Annotated in this window: 19 protein-coding genes; 11 read left to right on the forward strand and 8 right to left on the reverse strand. The window is 69.1% G+C overall.

Annotation, left to right across the window (positions count from 1 at the left end; translation table 11 throughout):
- The first annotated feature begins 16 nt into the window (after window positions 1-16).
- The 8 genes from ACFOPI_RS24000 to ACFOPI_RS24035 are packed head-to-tail and all read left to right on the forward strand — an operon-like array spanning window position 17 to window position 8436.
- Window positions 17-1660: an amidohydrolase gene (locus tag ACFOPI_RS24000; RefSeq protein ID WP_382179906.1), complete on the forward strand. Its 1644-nt coding sequence runs from the start codon at window positions 17-19 to the stop codon at window positions 1658-1660.
- On the forward strand, window positions 1657-2721 hold the full coding sequence (locus ACFOPI_RS24005; RefSeq protein ID WP_382179909.1) for a CobW family GTP-binding protein: 1065 nt from the start codon (window positions 1657-1659) through the stop codon (window positions 2719-2721). The genes ACFOPI_RS24000 and ACFOPI_RS24005 overlap by 4 nt, the downstream gene beginning before the upstream one ends.
- Before the next feature lie 41 nt (window positions 2722-2762).
- Window positions 2763-4049, forward strand: a complete 1287-nt coding sequence (locus tag ACFOPI_RS24010) for an ABC transporter substrate-binding protein (protein WP_382179912.1) — start codon at window positions 2763-2765, stop codon at window positions 4047-4049.
- A 10-nt stretch (window positions 4050-4059) separates the two neighbouring features.
- Window positions 4060-4785 (forward strand): ABC transporter ATP-binding protein, encoded by a 726-nt coding sequence (locus ACFOPI_RS24015; RefSeq protein ID WP_382179915.1) that lies wholly within the window; start codon window positions 4060-4062, stop codon window positions 4783-4785.
- On the forward strand, window positions 4772-5470 hold the full coding sequence (locus ACFOPI_RS24020) for an ABC transporter ATP-binding protein (RefSeq protein WP_382179918.1): 699 nt from the start codon (window positions 4772-4774) through the stop codon (window positions 5468-5470). Before ACFOPI_RS24015 ends, ACFOPI_RS24020 begins: the two co-directional genes overlap by 14 nt.
- A gap of 1 nt (window position 5471) precedes the next feature.
- Window positions 5472-6338 carry a branched-chain amino acid ABC transporter permease gene (locus ACFOPI_RS24025; protein ID WP_382179921.1) on the forward strand — a complete coding sequence of 289 codons (867 nt, stop codon included), beginning with the start codon at window positions 5472-5474 and terminating at the stop codon, window positions 6336-6338.
- Window positions 6335-7288 (forward strand): branched-chain amino acid ABC transporter permease, encoded by a 954-nt coding sequence (locus ACFOPI_RS24030; RefSeq protein ID WP_382179924.1) that lies wholly within the window; start codon window positions 6335-6337, stop codon window positions 7286-7288. Before ACFOPI_RS24025 ends, ACFOPI_RS24030 begins: the two co-directional genes overlap by 4 nt.
- A complete protein-coding gene (locus ACFOPI_RS24035) occupies window positions 7285-8436 on the forward strand; it encodes an ABC transporter substrate-binding protein (protein WP_382179926.1) in 1152 nt (383 codons plus the stop codon). The genes ACFOPI_RS24030 and ACFOPI_RS24035 overlap by 4 nt, the downstream gene beginning before the upstream one ends.
- Window positions 8437-8478: 42 nt before the next feature.
- Here the strand turns inward: ACFOPI_RS24035 and ACFOPI_RS24040 are convergent, their stop codons facing one another.
- Window positions 8479-9849 carry an aspartate aminotransferase family protein gene (locus ACFOPI_RS24040; RefSeq protein ID WP_382179928.1) on the reverse strand — a complete coding sequence of 457 codons (1371 nt, stop codon included), beginning with the start codon at window positions 9847-9849 and terminating at the stop codon, window positions 8479-8481.
- Window positions 9850-10048: 199 nt separating this feature from the next.
- Complete coding sequence (locus ACFOPI_RS24045; protein WP_382179931.1) at window positions 10049-11026, reverse strand: helix-turn-helix domain-containing protein; 978 nt, start codon at window positions 11024-11026, stop codon at window positions 10049-10051.
- Window positions 11027-11249: 223 nt separating this feature from the next.
- Between ACFOPI_RS24045 and ACFOPI_RS24050 the strand changes: the two genes are divergently transcribed.
- From ACFOPI_RS24050 to ACFOPI_RS24060, 3 genes are read left to right on the forward strand one after another with little or no spacing between them, the layout of a single operon-like run.
- Complete coding sequence (locus ACFOPI_RS24050; RefSeq protein ID WP_382179934.1) at window positions 11250-12701, forward strand: aldehyde dehydrogenase family protein; 1452 nt, start codon at window positions 11250-11252, stop codon at window positions 12699-12701.
- Between the two features lie 46 nt (window positions 12702-12747).
- Window positions 12748-13293: a cytochrome b gene (locus tag ACFOPI_RS24055; RefSeq protein WP_382179937.1), complete on the forward strand. Its 546-nt coding sequence runs from the start codon at window positions 12748-12750 to the stop codon at window positions 13291-13293.
- A gap of 7 nt (window positions 13294-13300) precedes the next feature.
- Window positions 13301-13936 carry a nitroreductase family protein gene (locus ACFOPI_RS24060; protein WP_382179939.1) on the forward strand — a complete coding sequence of 212 codons (636 nt, stop codon included), beginning with the start codon at window positions 13301-13303 and terminating at the stop codon, window positions 13934-13936.
- A gap of 10 nt (window positions 13937-13946) precedes the next feature.
- Here ACFOPI_RS24060 and ACFOPI_RS24065 read toward each other — a convergent pair whose 3' ends face one another.
- The 6 genes from ACFOPI_RS24065 to ACFOPI_RS24090 form a co-directional block, all read right to left on the reverse strand.
- A complete protein-coding gene (locus ACFOPI_RS24065; RefSeq protein WP_382179942.1) occupies window positions 13947-14651 on the reverse strand; it encodes a helix-turn-helix transcriptional regulator in 705 nt (234 codons plus the stop codon).
- Window positions 14652-14714: 63 nt separating this feature from the next.
- Window positions 14715-15035 carry a 2Fe-2S iron-sulfur cluster-binding protein gene (locus ACFOPI_RS24070; RefSeq protein WP_382179945.1) on the reverse strand — a complete coding sequence of 107 codons (321 nt, stop codon included), beginning with the start codon at window positions 15033-15035 and terminating at the stop codon, window positions 14715-14717.
- Complete coding sequence (locus ACFOPI_RS24075) at window positions 15032-16282, reverse strand: NAD(P)/FAD-dependent oxidoreductase (protein WP_382179947.1); 1251 nt, start codon at window positions 16280-16282, stop codon at window positions 15032-15034. Before ACFOPI_RS24075 ends, ACFOPI_RS24070 begins: the two co-directional genes overlap by 4 nt.
- A 7-nt stretch (window positions 16283-16289) precedes the next feature.
- The gene (locus tag ACFOPI_RS24080; RefSeq protein ID WP_382179949.1) at window positions 16290-17555 is read right to left on the reverse strand and encodes a cytochrome P450; all 1266 of its coding nucleotides are present in this window, start codon (window positions 17553-17555) and stop codon (window positions 16290-16292) included.
- A gap of 11 nt (window positions 17556-17566) precedes the next feature.
- Complete coding sequence (locus ACFOPI_RS24085) at window positions 17567-18313, reverse strand: type 1 glutamine amidotransferase (protein ID WP_382179952.1); 747 nt, start codon at window positions 18311-18313, stop codon at window positions 17567-17569.
- Window positions 18314-18320: 7 nt separating this feature from the next.
- Complete coding sequence (locus ACFOPI_RS24090; RefSeq protein ID WP_382179954.1) at window positions 18321-19652, reverse strand: hypothetical protein; 1332 nt, start codon at window positions 19650-19652, stop codon at window positions 18321-18323.
- Window positions 19653-19747: the final 95 nt, after the last annotated feature.

Consider the following 19747-nt stretch of genomic DNA (forward strand, 5'->3'; position numbering starts at 1 on the left):
CTTCACAGCAATCGCCATGCCAGAAACCATCCTGCACCACCCCCTGATCTGCACCATGGACCCCGAGCGGCCGTGGGCCCAGGCCATCGCGGTGCGCGACGGCCGAATCCTCGCGGTGGGGTCGCTCGACGACGCCCGCCAGGCGCTGCCGCAAGCCGACGTCGTGCACCTGCCCGGCGAGATGGTGACGCCCGGCCTGATCGACGTGCACAACCACTTCGTGTGGGCCGGCCGCGCCGAGCTGTACGAGGTGTTCGTGCCGCCCGTCTTCAGCCTCGACCAGGTGCTGGACGCGGTGCGCGCCGCGGCCGCGGGCAAGGCGCCGGGCGAATGGATCGTGGGCGGCATCTGGGGCTCGGCGCTGATCGGCGAGATCGACTGCAACGCCCGGCGGCGCCTGGACGAGGCCGCGGGCGGCCGCCCGGTGATGCTGCGCGACGACTCGCACCACAACCGCTTCGTGAGCAGCGCCGCCCTGGCCGCCGCGGGCATCGGCGAGGACACACCCGACCCCGTCAACGGCCGCATCGTGCGCGACCCGGCCACCGGAGAGGCCACCGGCCTGCTGCTGGAGGCCGCCTGCAGCCTGGTGGAGATGGCGGTGGCGCGTGCTCTGGATGCGGTACCGCAACTGGATGTGGAGGCCGCGGCGCACGCGGTGAAGCGGCTCAACGCCGTGGGCGTCACCGGCATGCAGGAGGCGCTGACCACACGCGCCGTGATGCGCGCGCTCAAAACCCTGGACGACGAGGGCCGCCTGAGCGCCTGGGTGATGGGTTCGCTGCCCATGACCGAAGCGCCGCTGGCACCCGGCGAGATGCCGGACGAGCTGCAGGCCCTGCGCGACCAGTTCCGCACCCGGCACTTCCTGCCCGACGCCGGCAAGATCTTTCTCGACGGTGTGCCCACTTCGCGCACCGCCGCCATGCTGGAGCCCTACCTGCCCGACGCGGTGCACGGCTGCTGCTTCCGCGGCGGCACCACCCTGACCGTGCCGCAGCTGGCCCGGGTGCTGTCCGACTGCGAGCAGAAAAACATCCGGGTCAAGATCCACTGCACAGGCGACGCCTCCACGCGCGCGGCTCTGGACGCCATCGACGTGCTGCGCAGCTTCAACGGTCCCGGGCTGCAGCACCACATCGCGCACGCGACCTTCATCGACCCGGCCGAGATCCCGCGCTTTGCCGCGCTGGACGTGGTGGCCGACCTCTCGCCGCCGCTGTGGTTCCCGAGCGTGATCATCGACGCCATCCGCAGCACCGTGGCCAAGCCCATCGTCGACCGCATGGCGCCCATCCGCTCGCTGGTCGAGGCCGGCGCGCTCATCGCCGGCGGTTCGGACTGGCCCGTGGTGCCCGACCCCAACCCCTGGCCCGCCATGCAGGGCATGGTCACTCGGCGCGACCCCTCGGGCCGGCTGGACGGTGCGCTCGCACCCGAACAGGCCATCGGCGTGCAGGACGCCCTGCGCGCCTACACCGTCAACGCCGCCCAGGCCACCGGCCTGGGGGACCGCGCTGGGTCCCTGGCGCGGGGCAAGTCCGCCGACCTCGCGGTGCTGGACCGGCGGGTCTTCGACATCGACCCCAACCAACTGGGCCAGACGAAGGTGCTGCAGACCTGGTTCGAAGGCCGCTGCGTCCACGAGGCCGGCACATGACCACCCACCCACGCGTCCCGGTGACCGTGCTCACCGGCTTCCTCGGCAGCGGCAAGACCACGCTGCTGCAGCAGCTGATGCAGCGCCCCGAGTGGCGGGGTACGGCCGTGGTCATCAACGAGCTGGGAGAGACCGGGCTGGACCACCTGCTGGTGCAGCACGTCGCACCCCATGTGCGCCTGCTCAGGAGTGGTTGCCTGTGCTGCTCGGTGCGCGAGGACCTGACGCAGACGCTGACGGACCTGCTGGCGCGCCGGCGTCGCCACGAACTGCACTTTGATCGGGTGGTGGTGGAGACCACCGGGCTGGCCGACCCGCTGCCGGTGATGCACACGCTCACGACGCACGCCTCGCTGCTGCGCGACTTCCGCCTCGCGGGGGTGGTGACCGTGGTCGACGCCTTCAACGGCTTCGCCACCCTCGACCAGCACGAGGAAGCCCGCCGCCAGGTGGCCGTGGCCGACGCGCTGCTGCTGAGCAAGTGCGACCTCGTGCAGCCAACCGCGCGCGAACAGCTGGAACAACGGCTGGCGCGCCTCAACCCCAGCGCACCGCAACACCGCGTGGACCACGGTGCGCTGCGCTCCGAGCACCTGCTCTACCTGGAGCACCTCGACAACCCCTTCCATGCCCCACCACAGCCGGGCAGCGCCGCGCCGGGTGCAGCCGGCTGGCTGCTCCGTGCCTCCACCGGGCGCTCCGGCTCGCTGTTTCAGCGGGCCCAGCGTGCCCATGCCAGCGACATCCAGACGCTGTGCCTGACGGTGGACGAGCCCTTCGAAGACGAAGCCTTCCGCCACTGGCTGAGCCTGCTCACCGCCCTGCGCGGCGAGCGCCTGCTGCGCTTCAAGGGCCTGATCCACATCGCCGAACGCCCTGAACAGCCGCTCGTGGTGCACGCCGCGCAGCACCTGGTGCACCCCCCGGTGACCCTGCCCGCCTGGCCCGACGCCGACCGACGTTCGCGACTGGTGTTCATCACCCAGGGCATGGAGCCGCAGGTGATCGAACGCACGCTGCACAAGTTCACCGGCGCCCGCGCCGTGGCCGCACCGGCCTGACCGTTCCCCGTTTCTGTTTTCTTTTCCCCGGAGCAAGCCCCATGAACCACCACCCCGCCCCGCGCCGCGACTTCCTCAAGAGCTCGGTCGCACTCACCGCCGCCAGCACCCTTCCCGGCTTCGCCATCGCCCAGCAGAAAACGCTGCGCATCGGCTACATCACCGCCCTGTCCGGGCCGCGCGCGCCCTTCGGTGTGGCCGACCAGTGGCACTTGGCCAAGATGCGCGAGCTGCTCAAGAACGGCCTGGAGGTGGGCGGCCAGCGCGTGCCGGTGGAGATCGTGCTGCGCGACAACCAGTCCGACCCCAACCGCTCGGTGCAGGTGGCCAGCGAGCTGGTGCTGCGCGAGAAGGTCGACCTGATGCTGGTGGAAGACGGCGACGCTTCCACGCCCGCCGGCCAGCTGTGCGACGTGCACGGCGTGCCGATGATCAGCACCATGTCGCCCTGGCAGGCCTTCCTGTTCGCCCGCAACGGCAAGATCAGCAAGGGCTTCCCCTTCTCGTTCCACTTCTTCTGGGGTGCGGACGATGTGGTGAAAACCTTCACGGCGCTCTGGGACAGCGTGAAGACCAGCAAGTCGGTCGGCACGCTCTACATCGACAACCCGCCCGGCGCCGCCTTCGCCGACCCGCTGGCGGGCATGCCGCCCGCGCTGCGCAAGGCCGGCTACACAGAGTCCACCGGCGGCTTCTTCAAGGTCGCCACCGACGATTTCAGCAACCCCATCGCGAGCTTCAAGAAGGCCAACGCCGACATCGTCTCCGGCTTCATGTACGAAAGCCACTTCGCCACCTTCTGGAAGCAGGCGCAGCAGCAGGGCTACAAGCCCGAGGTCTGCACCGTGGCGGCGGCCTTCCTCTTCCCCAGCGCGCTCAAGGCCCTGGGCGCGGCGGGCAACGGCATGTCCACCGAGGTGTGGTGGACGCCCGCCTTCCCCTACCGCTCGTCGCTGACCCAGCAGAGCGCCGCCGATCTGGCCGCCGAGTGGGAGAAGTCCACCGGCCAGCAGTGGACGCAGCCGCTGGGCTATGTGCACGCCATGTGGGAGGTGGGCCTGCACGCGCTCAGGACCGCGGGCGATCCCTTCGACCGCAAGGCCGTGCGCGACGCGATCCAGAACATGACGCTGGACACGGTGGTCGGCAAGGTCGACTTCAAGAACAGCCCGATCAAGAGCGTGGCCAAGACCGCGCTGGCCGGTGGCCAATGGAAGCGCACGGCCGCAGGGTCGAAACACCCCTACGAACTGGTGGTGGTGAACAACGCGCTGGCGCCGGCCATCCCGCTGGGCGGCAAGCTCGAACTGCTCTCGCAGATCCGCTGAGGCACACCCCATGAGTCTGGAAGTCAGGGGCCTGTGCAAGGCCTACGGCCAGGTGGTGGTGGCCGACCGCATCGACATCGATCTGCCGGTCGGCCAGTGCCTGGGTGTGATCGGTCCCAACGGGGCCGGCAAGAGTTCGCTGTTCCACCTGCTCACCGGCACCGTGGCGGCCGACGCGGGCCACATCGCGCTGGACGGCAAGCCCCTCTCGGGCCTGCCCGCCCACCGGCGCGCCCGCCTCGGTGTGGCGCGCGCCTTCCAGGTGCCGCAGCCCTTCGGCCACCTCAGCGTGTTCCAGAACGCGCTGGCCGCGGCCAGCTTTGCGGCCGGTCTGCGCGGCGAGGCCGCAGCCAGCGCCGCGCAGGAGGCGCTGGAGCGCTGCGGGCTGTCCCGGGCCGCCGACAAGCTGGCCGGCGCACTGCCGCTGCTGGACCGCAAGCGTCTGGAGATGGCCAAGGCCGTGGCTGCGCGGCCGCGCCTGCTGCTGCTGGACGAAGTGGCCGGCGGCCTGACCGAGCGCGAGGTGCACCAGATCGTGGACCTGGTGGACGAGCTCAAGCGGCGCTACGCGGTGATCTGGATCGAGCACATCGCGCACGCGCTGCGCGCCGTGGCCGACCGCATCATGGTGCTGCACTTCGGCCGCAAGCTGCTGGAGGACACGCCCGCGGAGGTCATGGACAGCGCCATCGTGCGCGAGATCTACATGGGGGTGCCCGCCAATGCCGCTGCTTGAAGTCGACCATGTCGACGTGTTCTACGGCGACTTCCAGGCCATCTCCGGCGTGAGCCTGTCGCTGGCGGCCGGCGAGGTGCTGGCACTCATCGGCGCCAACGGTGCCGGCAAGACCACGCTGCTGCGCGCGGTCACGGGCCTGCTCGCGCCCCGCGCGGGCCGCATCCGTTTCGACGGCGGCGACGTGACCGGCCTGCCCGCCGAAGCCCTGGCGCGCCGCGGCATCGCCATGGTGCCCGAGGGCCGCATGCTGTTTCCCTCGCTCACGGTGCAGGAGAACCTGCAGATGGGCACGCTCACCCGCCGGCGTGGTGCCTGGACGCTGGACGCCGTATACGACGTGTTCCCGGCGCTCAAAGACCTGCGCCAGCGCAACGCCATGCAGCTCTCGGGCGGGCAGCAGCAGATGGTGGCGATCGGTCGCGCGCTGCTGGGCAACCCGCGCCTGCTGATCTGCGACGAGCTCTCGCTGGGCCTGGCCCCGCTGGTGGTGGAAGAGATCTACCGCACCTTCGAGCGCATCCGCGGCGCCGACCTGTCCATCGTGCTGGTGGAGCAGGACGTGGCACGCGCCCGCGCGGTCTCCGACCAGGTCACCTGCCTGCTCAAGGGCCAGGTGACGCTGCAGGGCGCCAGCCAGGCCATCGAACTTTCGCAGGTGACTGCGGCCTATTTTGGGGAATGACGTGGACTGGCTATCGACCTTGATCAACGGCCTGCTGCTCGGCGGCCTGTATGCGCTTTTCGGCCTGGGCCTGGCGCTGGTGTTCGGCGTGATGCGTGTGGTGAACCTGGCGCACGGCGAATTCATCGTGCTCGGCGCCTACGCCGGCTTCTTCCTGGTGGGCTGGTTCAGCACCGTGCCGGTGTGGGCCATGCTCATCCCGGTGGTGCTGATCGGCTACGCCTTCGGCTGGCTGCTGCAGGCCACGCTGCTCAACCGCGCGGTGCGCACGGGCAACGTGCTCACGCCGCTGATGCTGACCTTCGGCCTGTCGGTACTGCTGCGCAACGGCATGGTCGAGCTGTTCGGCGCGGACTCGCGCGCGGTGGACGCCGGCGCACTCGGCAGCGCGAGCATGGACCTGTTCGGCCTGTCGGTGGGTGTGTACCCGGTGCTGATGCTGCTGCTGGCGCTGGCCCTGTTCGCCAGCCTGCAATGGGTGCTGCAGCACACCGAGTTCGGCCGCACGGTGCGCGCCACGGCCGACTTTCCGGACGTGGTGCGGCTGATGGGCGTGAAGCCCGAGCGCGTGTTCTGCCAGGTCATGGGGCTGGCCGCCGCCTTCGCCATGGGTGCGGGCTACCTGCTGGCACAGCGCACGCTGTTCACGCCCTTCTCCGGCGTCGAACGCATGCTGGTGGCCTTCGAGGTGGTCATCATCGGCGGCCTGGGTTCGTTCTGGGGCGCGGTCGCCGGTGGCCTGGTGCTGGGTGTGGCCCAGCTGTTCGGCCAGCGCTTCGACTCCAACGCCGGTTCGCTGTATGCGCACCTGCTGTTCCTGGTGACCCTGATGCTGCGACCCAAGGGCCTGGCCGGAGGCCGCGCATGAAAGCCAACACCTTGCTTCCCCTGGCCTGGACCCTGCCCTGCGCCCTGGTGGCGGCGCTGGCGCCGCAGTGGCTGGACGCAGGCCTGATGCGCCTGGCCAGCGAGGTGCTGCTGGCGATCTGCCTGGCGCAGATGTGGAACCTGCTCGCCGGCTACGGCGGCCTGATGTCGCTGGGCCACCAGCTGTTCATCGGCGTCGGTGCCTACGCGCTGTTCGACCTGGCGCAGCGCACCGGCGTCTCGCCCTACTGGCTGCTGCCGCTCACCGCCCTGGCGGGCGCACTGTGGGCGGCCCTGATCGCACCCGCTCTGTTCCGCCTGCGCGAGGCCTACTTCGCCATCGGCATCTGGGTCATGGCCGAGGTGGTGCTGCTGCTGGTGACCAAGACCCAGGCCCTGGGCGGCAACGCGGGACTTACGCTGGACATGTCGGCGCTGGAGGACATCGAGCTGTTCGGGCAGATGAGCTTCTGGCTGTCCTGCGCGTTGGGCATCGCGTCGGTGGCGGGCCTGCAGCTGCTGATGCGCTCGCGCCTGGGCCTGGCCATGACCGCCGTGCGCGACAACGAGGTGGCCGCGCGCAGCGTGGGCATCGATGTGCAACGCGTGCGCCTGGTGGCCTTCGTCATCTCCGGCGGCACGAGTGCGCTGGCCGGCGCGGTGTACTTCATGGGCGGCATGTTCCTCGCGCCCAGCGCGGCCTTCGACGTCAACTGGGTGGTGATGATGCTGTTCGCCACGCTCATTGGCGGCATCGGCACCATCGGCGGCCCGGTCATCGGCGTGCTGATCTGGTTCGCGCTGCGCGAGCTGCTGGCCACCTCGCTCGGCATCTCGGGCGGCTGGTACCTGATCGCCATGGGCGCCGTGGCCGTGGGGGTCAGCCTGTGGGCGCCGCGCGGCCTGCTGGGGCTGCGACCCTGGAACGCCCTGCGCAAGGCCACGCCATGACACCCGCCGCGCGCCTCCTGCCCCTGGCCACCGCCCTCGCGACCTCGGCCGCCACCGTCGGCGCACAGGAGAAGGTCCCAGCGCCGCCCATCGTGGTGGGCGCCGTCAGCAGCCTCACCGGACTGGGCGCCTCGGATGCCGGCGTGCAGGCGGCGCGCATGGTCTTCGATTCGGTCAACGCCGCCGGCGGCATACAGGGCCGGCGCATCGAGTACCGGGTGATCGACGACCAGATGTCGCCAACCCAGGCACAGCGCGCCGCCACCGAACTGATCGAGGACCCGCGCACCGTCGCCCTGGCCGGGGGTTCCAGCGCGCTGGAATGCGGCGTGAACCAGGCGCGCTACGCCCAGGCCGGGCTGTTCAACCTGCCCGGTGCGGGCGGCGACCCGGCGTGCTTTTCATCGACCCACATCGCGCCGCTGAACGCCGGCCCCTACGTGGCCACCGCCACGGCCCTGAGCTTCGCGCACCAGGTGCTGCGCCATCAGCGCCTGTGTGTGGTCTCGCCCGCGCTGCCGGGCATGACCGAGGCCTTCGAGAAGGCCGTGCGGGACTGGACCCAGCGCAACAAGGCGTCTGCGCCGTCGCTGGACATGTACCAGCTGGGTGAGCCCCTGGCACCGCTGGTACAAAAGGTGGCGGCGCGCCAGTGCCAGGCGGTGATCTACACAGGCCCCGGCGGCCCCGCGATTGAGTGGGTTCTGGCCAGCCGGCCGGCCATGCCGAACGTGCCCGTCGTGATGCTCACACCGGTCTACACCACTCAGGCCGCGCAGGCGCTGGCGGGTGCGGGCGACGGCCTCTACGCCATGGCCGAATTCGACCCCTGGTCCAGCGGATCGATGCAGATCATGGGCTGGCGCCGCCTGCTGATCGCGCGGCAGATCGAACCGAGCTCACTCTCGCAGGGCGGCTACCTCGCGGCGCAGGCCCTGGTGCACACGCTGCAGGGCATGCGCGGCCCCATCACCCGGGCCAGCGTGGCGCAGGCCCTGCAGACCATGGCGCCCTGGCGCAGCGGCATGATGGACCAGCCCTTCCGCGTGGGCGCCGACGGCCGCCACCAGCTCAACCGCAGCGCCCTGCCGATGAAGCTGGAGGCGGGCAAGTGGCGCATCGCCCACACCCAGTGGATTCGCGAGTGACCGCGAACCCGCCGGACACCGCCGGGCCGGCGGTGTCCGGTTTCAGAGGCTCTTGAGCCCCTCGCCAAACACATCCAGCGCCTTGAACAGCAGCTTGCGCGGGATGGTGAGCGAGGGCATGACGCGCATCACGTTGGTGTAGCGGCCGCAGGGCACCATCAGCACGCCGTGGCTCAGCACATGGCCCATCAGCTTGCCCAGCTTCTCGCCGGTCAGGGGCGCCTTGGTGGCCTGGTCCTCGACCAGTTCGATGCCGATCATCAGGCCGCGGCCGCGCACCTCGCCGATGTAGGGGCTGTTGAGTCCGCGGATGTACGCTTTCGCTTCCTCGCCCAGCTGGTGGGCACGGTTCAGCAGGTCGAGTTCGGGGTCCTGCAGCAGGCTGATGTTGGTCAGTGACACCGCGGCGGACAGCGAGTTGGCGGCAAAGGTGTTGGGCACCGAGCCGTCGGGGATCTTCGCGGCCAGGTCCGAGCGCATCACCAGGCCGGCCATCGGCACGTCGCCACCCATGCCCTTGCCGAAGGTCAGCATGTCGGGCTTCACGCCCGAGTGCTCGACCGCCCACATCTTGCCGGTGCGGCCCGCGCCGCACTGCACCTCGTCCACGATCAGCAGGGCGCCGCTCTTGTCGCAGGCCTTGCGCAGCAGCTGCAGGAACTCGGGCGACGGCGGCACGTAGCCACCCTCGCCCTGCACCGGCTCCACGATCACGGCAGCCACGTCGTCGGCCGCGGTGTACGGTGTGTTGAGCAGGTAGTCCACGTATTCGCCGGCGATCTGCTCGGCGCTCTTGTGGGTGGTGTCAAACGGGAAGCGGTAGGCATACGGGTACGGCGCGTGGATCACGCCGCCCATGAAGGGGCCGTAGCCCTTGCGGTAGGCGGTGCCGGTGGTCAGCGCGTTCGAGGCGTTCCACACGCCGTGGTAGCCGCCGTGGAAGGCGATGATCTGGTGCCGGCCAGTGACGCGCTTGGCGAATTTCACCGCGGCCTCCAGCGCGTCGCTGCCGCTCTGCGCGAAGAAGGTGATGCAGTCGCCGTGCAGGCCCTCGGGCATGATTTCGGAGATCTTGGCCGCCAGCTCGGTGCGCTTGGAGCTGTTGACCTCCATCGCGTGCATCAGCACCTCCGACTGCTTGCGAATGGCCTCGACCACCTTGGGGTGGCAGCGCCCGACGCTGCTCACGCCCACGCCGGCCGAGAGGTCGACGAAGGTGTTGCCGTCAGGGTCCTGGATGGTGACGCCGAAGGCACGGTCCATCACCACCGGCATGCGGCCTCCGCCGCGCGCCATCGACTCCGTGCGGGCGGACAGTGCCAGCGCCTCTTGCGCCTTGGGGCCGGGGAAGGTGGCCGAGACCATCTTGGGGGCATCGGCAAAGCTCAGGGATTCAAAAAGAAGTTCGTTCACGGAGACACCTTGGAGAAACTGTGGTCGGCGATGCCGCGCCCACATGGGCTGCGACATCGAAGGACACAGAGCCGAGTGGCTCTGGTGGGACGGATTCTGTTGGTGCCCCCGCGCACGGGGTTAGCCCGAATCGGCAAGCGTTGGCGGCCCGCCTTCGGGTGATCGATCAGGGTGGACCAGCGCAAGGCGCTGGCAAGTCTCAGGCCGCGGCAGCGACCCGCACGGGTGGCGCGCTGACCGCGCGCTGGGTCTGCGAAGGCAGCTCCAGGAACAGCTCCTGGTACTCCGACGCGAAGTGGCTCAGGTGGAAAAAGCCCCACTTGGCCGCAGCGTCACCGATCGAGAGCTGTTGGGGCGTGGTGGACATGAGTTCGCGCCGCACGCCGTTGAGGCGCACGCTGCGGATGTAGTTCACCGGGTTGGTCTCGGTCACGCTCTGGAAGCTGTTCTGCACCGTGCGGCGGCTGATCTTCAGCCGCTGGCACAGATCCACCACACTGGGTGCATTGGCCGCGTCCGCCAGGGTCATGCGGTGGCACTTCTCCACGATGAAGCTGCGCGAGGAGCTGCCGTGGCGCTGGGTGCGGTCGCAGGCCGGGTCGGAGATCAGGCGCATGAGTTCGCCCAGCATGGCCTGCTCCACCTGCTGCTCCTCCTCGGGCGTGGACACCTGCCCCGAGACGGCGATCACCGCGTTGAAAAGAGCCAGCAGGCGCTTGCGGCTCTCGGCCAGGCGGTGGCCGGGCACCTGCACCACGGGCTGCTTGAGCAGCGTGTCGATGCCGGTGGGCCAGGGGGCGCCCGACATCATGCGTTCGAAGGCCTCGCGCTCGAAGGTGATGGACAGCATGTCCATGTGCATGGGCATGTGGAACATGAATTCGTCGCCACCCTGCAGCACGAAGATGCACTTGTCGTCCGCCGCGCGGCCCTGCACCCGCGCCGCGCCGGGCACGGCCAGCGGCACGGCGAAGCAGATCTGGCCGCGCGGCGCCTCGCCGTGCTGCACCACGCGCTGGTTGATGTGTTCGCGGAAAGCGTGGATGCGGGCGGTGGAGAACTGCGACAGCGCGCACTGCGCGGCGCCGGCCGAGATCTGGCTGTAGGTCTGGCCCCAGCCGTGCACCGATGTGGCGTGCAGGTGCACGTCGTTGAAGCGATCTGTTCGGGTGTTCATGAGACCTCTGGTCAACGTGGTCCGAATATGGGCATCTGGCGGCCCGTGACGTCGTGATCCCTGGTGCCGCAAGAAGTGTGCCTCTGCCCCCCGGCGAGCCGGTACCCGTGCTAACCCGCAGATGCGGGCACCGGGCGTGACAACTTGCTGATTTGGGCTAATGAAGCGCCCGAGGCCCAACCCACACTCGCGTCGACTTCAGCCACCCACCCGAGTGTTCAACATGACCCAGCACCTCAAGCACTTCATCGAAGGCGCGCTCACCGACTCGTCGGACGACGGCCGCCTGGACCTGATCAACCCCGTGGACGAACAGGTCTACGCCACCGCCGCCAGCGGCACCGCACAGGACGTGGACCGCGCCGTCGCAGCGGCCCACGCCCAGCTGTATGGCGGCGCCTGGAGCAAGCTCAACGGCAACCACCGCGCGGCGCTGCTGAACAACCTGGCGGGCCTGGTCGAGCGCGACCTGGAGATCCTCGCCGACATGGACGCCCGGGCCATCGGCCGCTCGCGCATGGAGCCGCGCATGATGGACGTGCCCAACGCGGTGTCTCATCTGCGCGCCGCCGCCGGCTGGGCCAACCAGCTGGAGGGCCGCACCATCCCCACCGGCGGCTACATGGGCGTTCGCACGCTCTCCTACACGGTGCGTGAACCGGTGGGCGTGGTCGCGGCCATCGTGCCCTGGAACGCGCCACTGATGATCACCACCTGGAAGCTGGCGGCGCTGCTGGCCGCGGGCTGCACCGTCGTCATCAAGCCTTCGGAGGAAACACCGCAGTCGGCCCTGCACCTGGCCGCGCTGTGCCAGGAAGCGGGCTTCCCCGACGGTGTGGTCAACGTGGTGATGGGTCTGGGCGAGGTGGTGGGCCGCGCACTGTGCGAACACCCGAAGGTGGCCAAGATCAGCTTCACCGGCAGCCCCGAGGCGGGTGCCGCCATCCAGCGCATCGCCGCGCCGCTGTTCAAGCGGGTGACGCTGGAGCTGGGCGGCAAGAGCCCGCAGATTGTGTTCGACGACGCGCGCTTCGACGACGCCGTGCGCGGCTGCGCGATGGGCCTGTTCATCAACCAGGGCCAGGTCTGCGCCGCGGGCTCGCGCATCCTGGTGCAGAAGGGCATCGCCTCGAAGTTCTCGGCCGCGCTGGCGCAGGCGGCGAAGTCGGTCAGCGTGGGCGACCCTTCGCAGGAGGGTGTGCAGATGGGGCCGGTCGCCAAGAAGGCCCAGTACGAGCGGGTGAACCGCTACATCCGCCAGGGCCTGGAAGAAGGCGCCGAGCTCCTGGCCGGCGGCGTGTCGAACACCACCAAGGGCTGGTTCGTGCGGCCCACCATCTTCGGTGGTGCGAACAACCGCATGAGCATTGCGCGCGAAGAGATCTTCGGCCCGGTGGGCACGGTCATCGAATTCGAGACCGAAGAGGAAGCCATTGCCCTGGCCAACGACTCGGCCTACGGCCTGGCGGCCACCGTGTGGACCGGCAGCCTGGAACGCGCGCACAAGGTCGCCGGCGCGATGCGGGTGGGCGCGGTCGGGGTGAACTGCTGGAGCCCGCTGGACGCCAACCTGCCCTGGGGCGGCCTGAAGACCAGCGGGATCGGCCGCGAGGGCGGCCTGCCCGGCGCGCTGGCCTACACCGAAGAAAAAGTCATCACCGTGCTGCTGCCCTGAAGCCGCCCGCCCCCTTTACACCCCGACCTTCACTGGAGAACCCGACATGAAGCACCAAGACAAGTACCCGGCCAGCATGCGCGTGCTGCACTGGCTGATGGCCATCCTCATCCTGGGCCAGATCTTTGGCGGCTGGTTCATGACGCCCTACGACGAGGCGCGCGAGCCGCTCGCCAGCCAGCTCTACTGGTGGCACAAGTCCTTCGGTCTTCTGGCCTTCCTGTTCATCTTCATCCGCCTGAGCAACCGGCTGCGCTACGTGCCACCGGAGCTGCCGGCGGGCCTGCCGGCCTTCGACCGCAAGCTCGCGCACTTCGCCCACTGGGCCATCTACGCCCTCATCGTGATGCTGCCGATCACCGGCTACACCCTGTCGAGCACTTTCGAATACAGCGACGGCGTGACCTTCTTTGGCATCCACGTGCCCGAGCTGTTCCCGAAGAACGAGGCCGTGTACGAGGCCGCCGACTGGTTGCACGGCATCCTGGCCTACACCCTGCTGGCGGTGGTCGCGCTGCACCTGGCCGGTGTGATCAAGCACCGCTACTTCGACAAGAACCCCGACAACGATGTCCTCCAACGCATGCTCTGAGCCCCCCATGTCCCTGCAACTCAACACCTGCCCCCAGGCGCTGGAGCTGATCCGCGCGCGCGTCTCGACCAGCCACTTCAACCCGGCATTCGAAATCGACGACGAACTGGTCGCCGACCTCATCGGCTACGCCTGCGAGGCGCCCAGCGCCTACCACCTGCAAAACTGGCGCTTCATCGCAGTCCGCTCGCGCGAGGGGCGGCAGAAGCTGTGCGACCTGGCCTATGGCCAGCACCAGGTGAAGGACGCGGCGGTGACGGTGATCGTGATCGGCACGCTCAACGGCCACGAACGCATCCGCGCCAACCTCCAGCCTCTGGTCGACGCCGGCCACATGGGGCCGGAGGACCTGGAGGCCTGGGCCAGCGACACCCACCGTGGCATGCACGACCGCCCGGCAAAGCAGCGCGACGAGGCCATCCGCTCGGCCTCTCTGGCAGCCATGAACCTGATGACGGCGGCCCAGGCCTTGGGTCTGGCCAGCGCCCCGATGGGCGGCTTCGATGCGGCGGCCGTCAGCGCCGAATTCGGTCTGGCGCCGACCGAACTCCCGGTGATGCTGGTGGCCATCGGCCGGCCCGCGCCGGGCAACTGGCCGCGCAAGCCACGCCGGCCGGTGGGCGAGGTGCTGTCCTTCGTCTGAGGGCCCGGATTCAACTGAACCGGATGGGCGCGAGCTTCGCGATCAGCTCCGAGCTGGAGCGCACACCCACCTTGGTATAGATGTTCTGCACATGGCTGCGCAGCGTGGGCAGCGAGATGCCCAGGTGCCGGCACAGCGCCTTGTTGCTGATGCCGGTGACCGCAATCTCCACCACGTCCAGCTCGCGCGCCGTCAGGTGGAACTGAGCCGAGAGGCTGGTGCGGCTGATGACGCGGCTGGCCACGTGAATCGCGCCCAGGCTGAACTCCACAAACGGCTGGATCTGGTTGAGGCTGGCCACCTCATCCTCCGTGAACGGCTGGGCCGGGTTCCGCCGCACCAGCGAGAGCACCGCCACGATGCGCCCCTCCTGGCGAAAGAACACGTCGCAGTTGTGGAAGTAGCCGTTGGGCTGGTAGAAGCCGGTGTAGATGCCACTCTGGCGCCATTCGGCATCCGGCATCAGCATCGAGTTGGACACCACCGCCATGTCCTGATCTTCATAGCGCGAAGGGTGCATCGGGTCCTGCGCCCACCAGGTCTCCGAGTACTGACGCAGCATGGTGTCCAGCTGCGCGTGCGAGGCGCTGTCCTGCTGCAGCTGCGCCCAGGGCACGTAGATGAAAAAACGGATGCCATCCACCGGCATCAGCCGCTGGACCAGGGCGAACAGGGCCCGCTTGAAATCGTCCGAGACATCCGACTGGGTGGTCACCCCGTGTGCTCCGTGTTCATGACGCCTCCGGACCGGCTAGGCCCGGTGGCGTTGGCCGCGGCCTCAGAACTGGCTCTCGGGCAGGTGCACCGTGAGACCGTCCAAATCCGCATTCAACGCAATTTGACAACACAAACGGCTGGCCGGGTGGTCGGCCGCGGCCGATTCCAGCATCGCGCTTTCCATGGCTTCCGGTGCCGGCAGCTTGCCGACCCAGCTGGGGTCCACATGGCAGACGCAGGTGGCGCAGGAGCAGAAGCCCCCGCACTCGCCCACGATGCCGGCGATGCTGTTGTCCACGGCCGCCTGCATGAGCGAGGTGCCGGGTGCGGCCTGCACGGTGGTGGCCTGTTGCAGGTGGTCGATGAAGGTGATGGTGATCATGGTGTGGCAGGTTGAAGGGTGGGGAGCCAGCGGCCGAGGTCCGACGACTCGTCGGCCAGGGCGGCGGCGGGAATCTCGGCGGCGGCGGCGACCAGCTTTTTGCCGAGCATGAAGTCCTTGGGCCGGTTGACGCAGTCCACGGCCAGCAGGCGGCTGCCCGCCAGGTAGTACACAGAGAAGCTGCGGCCCTGTCGGCTGTCGCCACGAACCACGGCCTCGTCGTTCCCCAGGGACAAACCGGCCATCTGCAGCTTCAGGTCGTACTGGTCGGACCAGAACCAGGGTTGCGCCTGGTAGGCCACGGGCTTGCCGCACAGCGTGGCTGCCGCGCAGCTGGCCTGGGCCATGGCGTGCGGCACCGACTCCAGCCGCATGGAGCGGCCATGGACCTCGCTGAAGAACTCGGTGCAATCGCCGGCCGCAACGATGAGCGGGTCGCTGGTCTGCGCGAAGGCGTTGACGCGGATGCCGTTGCCAACGTCCAGCCCCGCGGCCACGGCCAGCTCCACGTTGGGCAGCACGCCGATGCCGACGATCACCAGATCCGCAGGGAAGGTCTCGCCGTCTTCGCACTGCACCGCCGTGACCGCGGTGTCGCCGAGCATGCGTTGCACGCTTTTGCCGCAGCGGATGTCCACGCCCTCTTCGGTGTGCACACGCTGGTAGAAGGCCGAGACCTCGGCGCTGGTCACGCGCTCCAGCAGCCGCGGCATGGCTTCGAGCAGCGTCACGGAAAAACCGAGCTGGCGCAGACCGGCGGCGGTTTCCAGGCCGATGTAGCCACCGCCCACCATCACCACGCGCCGGCCTGCACCGGCAGCGGCACAGGTCTTGATGCGGTCCAGGTCGGCGAGCGTGCGCAGGTAGAAGACGCCGGGCAGATCGGCCCCGGGCACCGGCAGCTCGCGCACGCGCGCGCCCAGCGTGAGCGCCAGCGCGCTGTAGTCCAACACCTCGCCGGTGGCTAGATACACCTGTTGCTGCGCGCGGTCGATGCGCCTGGCCCGCACACCCAGGCGCAGGGTCACGCCCGCCCTCTCATAGGCCGCGGCGTTCTTGATCAACATCTGTTCGGCGCTCATCTGCCCGGCCAAGTAGGCTTTGGACAGCGGCGGTCGCTGGTAGGGCAGCACGGGCTCGTCGCCCACCAGGGTGATGTCGCCCTGCCAGCCTTGCTGGCGCAGGCTGGTCACGAGCTGCGCCGCCGCGTGGCCGGCGCCCAGGATGACGGCATGGGGGGTGCGCATGAACACCTCAGGCCGGTGAGAAAGCCACGGGCAGGCGCTTGATGCCGTGCACGTGGTTGCTGCGAAGGCGGTCGGCTGGCCCGGTGAGCGACATGGAGGCCACACGTTTCGCCATTTCTTCCAGCAGCACGCTCACCTGCAGCTTGGCCACGTGCGTGCCCAGGCAAAAGTGCGGCCCGCCGCGGCCGAAGGCCATGTGGTGGTTGGGCGTGCGGTCGATGCGGAAGCTGTGCGGCGCGTCGAAGTGCGCCTCGTCCCGGTTGCCCGAGGCGTAGTACATGGCCACCTTGTCGCCGCGGGCGATCTGCGCACCCCCCAGCTCGGTGTCGGTGGTGGCGATGCGGCGCACGAAGTGCACCGGGCTGGCCCAGCGGAAGATCTCGTCGGCAGCGACCCGCGCATCGACCCCGCCCGCGCGAAAGCGCGCCCACTGGTCGGGAAAGTCGCAGAAGGCCTTGATGCCGTGCGAGATGGAATGGCGCGTGGTCTCGTTCCCGGCCACCACCAGCATCAGGAAGTAGTTGCAGAACTCTCCGTCAGTCAGCGGCCGGCCGTCGCAGGTGCCCAGCGCCAGCCGGGTGACGATGTCGTCCGTGCCCTGGTGGCGGCGCTCCTGCGCCAGCTGCAGGCCCAGTTCGAAGGCCTGCAACGAGGCCGGGTGGCCGAAGGGGAGCATGCGCCGCTCGGCCTCCGGCACCGCGGCCACGGCCGGGTCGACGAACTCCGGGTCGTCGGAACCGATCAGCTGGTCGCTCCAGCGGATCATGTCGTCGCGGCGGTCTTCGGGAATGCCCAGCACACGGCACAGCGTGACGATGGGCAGCTGCTTGGCCAGCACCTCCACCACATCCACCTGCGGCGACTGCAGCACCTCGTCCAGCAGGCGCGCGGCGGTGCTGCGCACCGAAGCCTCCAGCGCCGCCACCGCCCGCGGCATGAAGCCGGGCACGGTGATCATGCGCATCTTGGGGTGCTGGGGCGCGTCCATTTCCAGCAGGGTGCGGCGTGCGTCGTTCTGCGCGTCGTCGAAGTCGTCCAGGCTGATCACGCCGTTGCGCGACGAGTAGACCGCGGTGTTTCCCGAGACGGTGACGATGTCGTCGTAGCGCGTCACGGCCCAGAAGCCCTTCTGGCCGTCGGTGCGTTCGTTCCAGGCCACGGGCGATTCGCGGCGCAGGCGCGTGAACTCGTCTGCGGGCACGGCCTGGTGCCAGACGCCGGCATCGGTGAGGTCGACACGGGTGGTCGGTCGGTTGAGGGTGAGCGAAGTCATGGGCGTTCCCTTCAGCGGGTGGATGGGGTGGTGGCCGCGAGGCGGGCCAGACGGTGGCGCACAAAGGCCAGCACCCAGTGCGCCGCGGGGCGGCTGTCGATGCGGGTCTGCAGGCTCTGCACGGCGGCGTCGGTGATCGCATCGCCCTGCTCGGTCCGCTGCGACTCGTAGATGTCCCGTGCCAGGCGGGTGGTCATTTCTGGGTGGGCCTGGATGGTCAGCACGTTCTCGCCGATGGTGGTGATGCCCAGCGGGCAGAAGGCGTTGCCCGCCAGCACTCGGGTGCCCGGGGCGGCCGTGGTCACCTGGTCCTGGTGCAGCGCGATCAGGTGGAAGCGGTCGCCGTCCAGCGCACCGGGCGGCGACCAGTCGGGCACGCTCTGCAGCGGGTAGTCCTGCACACCCACGCCCCAGCCTTTGTGGGAGCGCTGCACCTCGCCACCCAGCGCGTCGTGCAGCAGCTGGTGGCCAAAGCAGATGCCCACCACCGGCCGCTGCTGCGCCGCTTCGACCAGAAACCGCGAAAGCGCGGGCTGCCAGGGCAGGCGCTCGTGCACGCTGGCTGGGCTGCCAGTGACCAGCCAGGCGTCGCATTCGGTGGCCGTGGCCGGCAGCTCGTGCCGGTGCGCCTTGTAGACCTTGAAGTCGAGCGCGGCGTCGGCGCTGCGCAGGAAGGGCGGGAACGGTGCGGCCATCTCACCGTGTTCTTCGATCCAGTCGGGGCTGGTCTGGCCGCATTCGAGGATGCCAATGAGCATGCTGACCTCACCCGAGTTCAAAGAAGCGGCGGCGTTCGTCGATCAGCGACTTGCCGGCGAAGGACTTGCACTGCGCCTCGCGGGTGGCGCTGAAGGTCTCGACGAAGCGTTCACCCAGCCAGTCCTTGGCACAGGCCGATTCGCGCAGCGCTGCGATCGCGGCCGGCATGTTCTTGTGCAGCGGCGGCCCATAGCGCGCATCGGGCAGGTAGCCGTTGCCCACCGTGGCGGCGCTGGGCTCGAGCTGTTGCTCGATGCCCGCCAGCCCCGCGGCGATGCTGGCGGCCGCGGTGAGGTAGTGGTTGGCGTCGGCGCACGGCAGGCGGTTCTCCACCCGGATCGACGACGGGCTGTGCCCCACCACGCGCAGGCAGGTGGTGCGGTTCTCGATGCCCCAGGTGAAGGCCGGCGGCGCGAAGGTGCCTTCGGCGAAACGGCGCCAGCTGTTCACCGTGGGCGCGAAGACCAGCATGAACTCGGGCAGGTAGCGCTGCACGCCGGCGATGAAATGGCGGAAGCGCCGAGACATCTGGTGCTCGGCCTCCGCGTCCCAGAACCAGGGCTTGCCCTTGCCGTCCAGCAGCGAGAGGTGGATGTGGCTGGACTGGCTGTCGGCCTGCTCCGACCAGCGCGGCATGAAGCTGATGGTCTGGCCCCGGCGCATGGCGAACACACGCAGGAAGTTCTTCAACAGCACCGCCTGGTCGGCCGCGGCCATGGCTGTGTTGGCGGCGATGCAGGCCTCCATGAAGCCGCCGCCGATCTCCTCGTGCATCTTGGCCAGCTGGATGCCCAGTGGCTCGCAGAAGTCGGCCACGCCGTTGTAGAACTCCGACTGTGCGGCCTGGTAGACCAGCAGGTCGTGGCTGGCGTGTGCGGTGGCTGTGCGCAGCTGGTCGTACTGCTTGGCCTGCAGGGTCTCGGCTGTTTCATTGAACAGCGTGAACTCCAGCTCGTAGCCGAGCTTGGGGAAGCAGTCCATGGCCGCGGCGCGGTCGAGCACGCGGCGCAGCACGCTGCGCGGGCAGAAGGCCTGCGCGTCGCCCGAAAACTCGGCCAGGTACAGCCCCTGGTCGGACGGAACCTCCCAGGGAATCGAACGGCGGCTGGCGGTGTCCACCGTCAGCGCGCTGTCGTGGAAGTCGCCTGTGCCGTCGGTGACGCCAGGCATGCTCAGGAACACATCGGTGGGGTCGAGGGCCAGCTGGGCGGGCGACATGCCCATGCCGCTGGCGAGGATGCCGGGCAGTTCGCTGGCAGCCACTTTCTGGCCCCGCAGCAGGCCGTTGGTGTCGGCCACGGCAATGGTGAGGAATCGGTCCGCGCTGTCTTGTCTCATGGTCTTCTTCAGGTGGGTTGAATCGAGGTCGCCATGACATCGGTCAATGCGTTTGTCACGATGACGTGCTAGGCAATCCAATGTAGGAAGAGCGG

The organism is Hydrogenophaga luteola (assembly GCF_042648585.1).
Taxonomy (GTDB): Bacteria; Pseudomonadota; Gammaproteobacteria; order Burkholderiales; family Burkholderiaceae_C; genus Hydrogenophaga; species Hydrogenophaga luteola.

What these genes read in the sequence shown, in the direction of transcription:
- ACFOPI_RS24000 (WP_382179906.1), top strand. Translation starts at nt 17, where the DNA reads ATGCCAGAAACCATCCTGCACCACCCCCTGATCTGCACCATGGACCCC.
- ACFOPI_RS24005 (WP_382179909.1), top strand. Translation starts at nt 1,657, where the DNA reads ATGACCACCCACCCACGCGTCCCGGTGACCGTGCTCACCGGCTTCCTC.
- ACFOPI_RS24010 (WP_382179912.1), top strand. Translation starts at nt 2,763, where the DNA reads ATGAACCACCACCCCGCCCCGCGCCGCGACTTCCTCAAGAGCTCGGTC.
- ACFOPI_RS24015 (WP_382179915.1), top strand. Translation starts at nt 4,060, where the DNA reads ATGAGTCTGGAAGTCAGGGGCCTGTGCAAGGCCTACGGCCAGGTGGTG.
- ACFOPI_RS24020 (WP_382179918.1), top strand. Translation starts at nt 4,772, where the DNA reads ATGCCGCTGCTTGAAGTCGACCATGTCGACGTGTTCTACGGCGACTTC.
- ACFOPI_RS24030 (WP_382179924.1), top strand. Translation starts at nt 6,335, where the DNA reads ATGAAAGCCAACACCTTGCTTCCCCTGGCCTGGACCCTGCCCTGCGCC.
- ACFOPI_RS24035 (WP_382179926.1), top strand. Translation starts at nt 7,285, where the DNA reads ATGACACCCGCCGCGCGCCTCCTGCCCCTGGCCACCGCCCTCGCGACC.
- ACFOPI_RS24045 (WP_382179931.1), bottom strand. Translation starts at nt 11,026, where the DNA reads ATGAACACCCGAACAGATCGCTTCAACGACGTGCACCTGCACGCCACA.
- ACFOPI_RS24050 (WP_382179934.1), top strand. Translation starts at nt 11,250, where the DNA reads ATGACCCAGCACCTCAAGCACTTCATCGAAGGCGCGCTCACCGACTCG.
- ACFOPI_RS24055 (WP_382179937.1), top strand. Translation starts at nt 12,748, where the DNA reads ATGAAGCACCAAGACAAGTACCCGGCCAGCATGCGCGTGCTGCACTGG.
- ACFOPI_RS24060 (WP_382179939.1), top strand. Translation starts at nt 13,301, where the DNA reads ATGTCCCTGCAACTCAACACCTGCCCCCAGGCGCTGGAGCTGATCCGC.
- ACFOPI_RS24070 (WP_382179945.1), bottom strand. Translation starts at nt 15,035, where the DNA reads ATGATCACCATCACCTTCATCGACCACCTGCAACAGGCCACCACCGTG.
- ACFOPI_RS24075 (WP_382179947.1), bottom strand. Translation starts at nt 16,282, where the DNA reads ATGCGCACCCCCCATGCCGTCATCCTGGGCGCCGGCCACGCGGCGGCG.
- ACFOPI_RS24080 (WP_382179949.1), bottom strand. Translation starts at nt 17,555, where the DNA reads ATGACTTCGCTCACCCTCAACCGACCGACCACCCGTGTCGACCTCACC.
- ACFOPI_RS24085 (WP_382179952.1), bottom strand. Translation starts at nt 18,313, where the DNA reads ATGCTCATTGGCATCCTCGAATGCGGCCAGACCAGCCCCGACTGGATC.
- ACFOPI_RS24090 (WP_382179954.1), bottom strand. Translation starts at nt 19,652, where the DNA reads ATGAGACAAGACAGCGCGGACCGATTCCTCACCATTGCCGTGGCCGAC.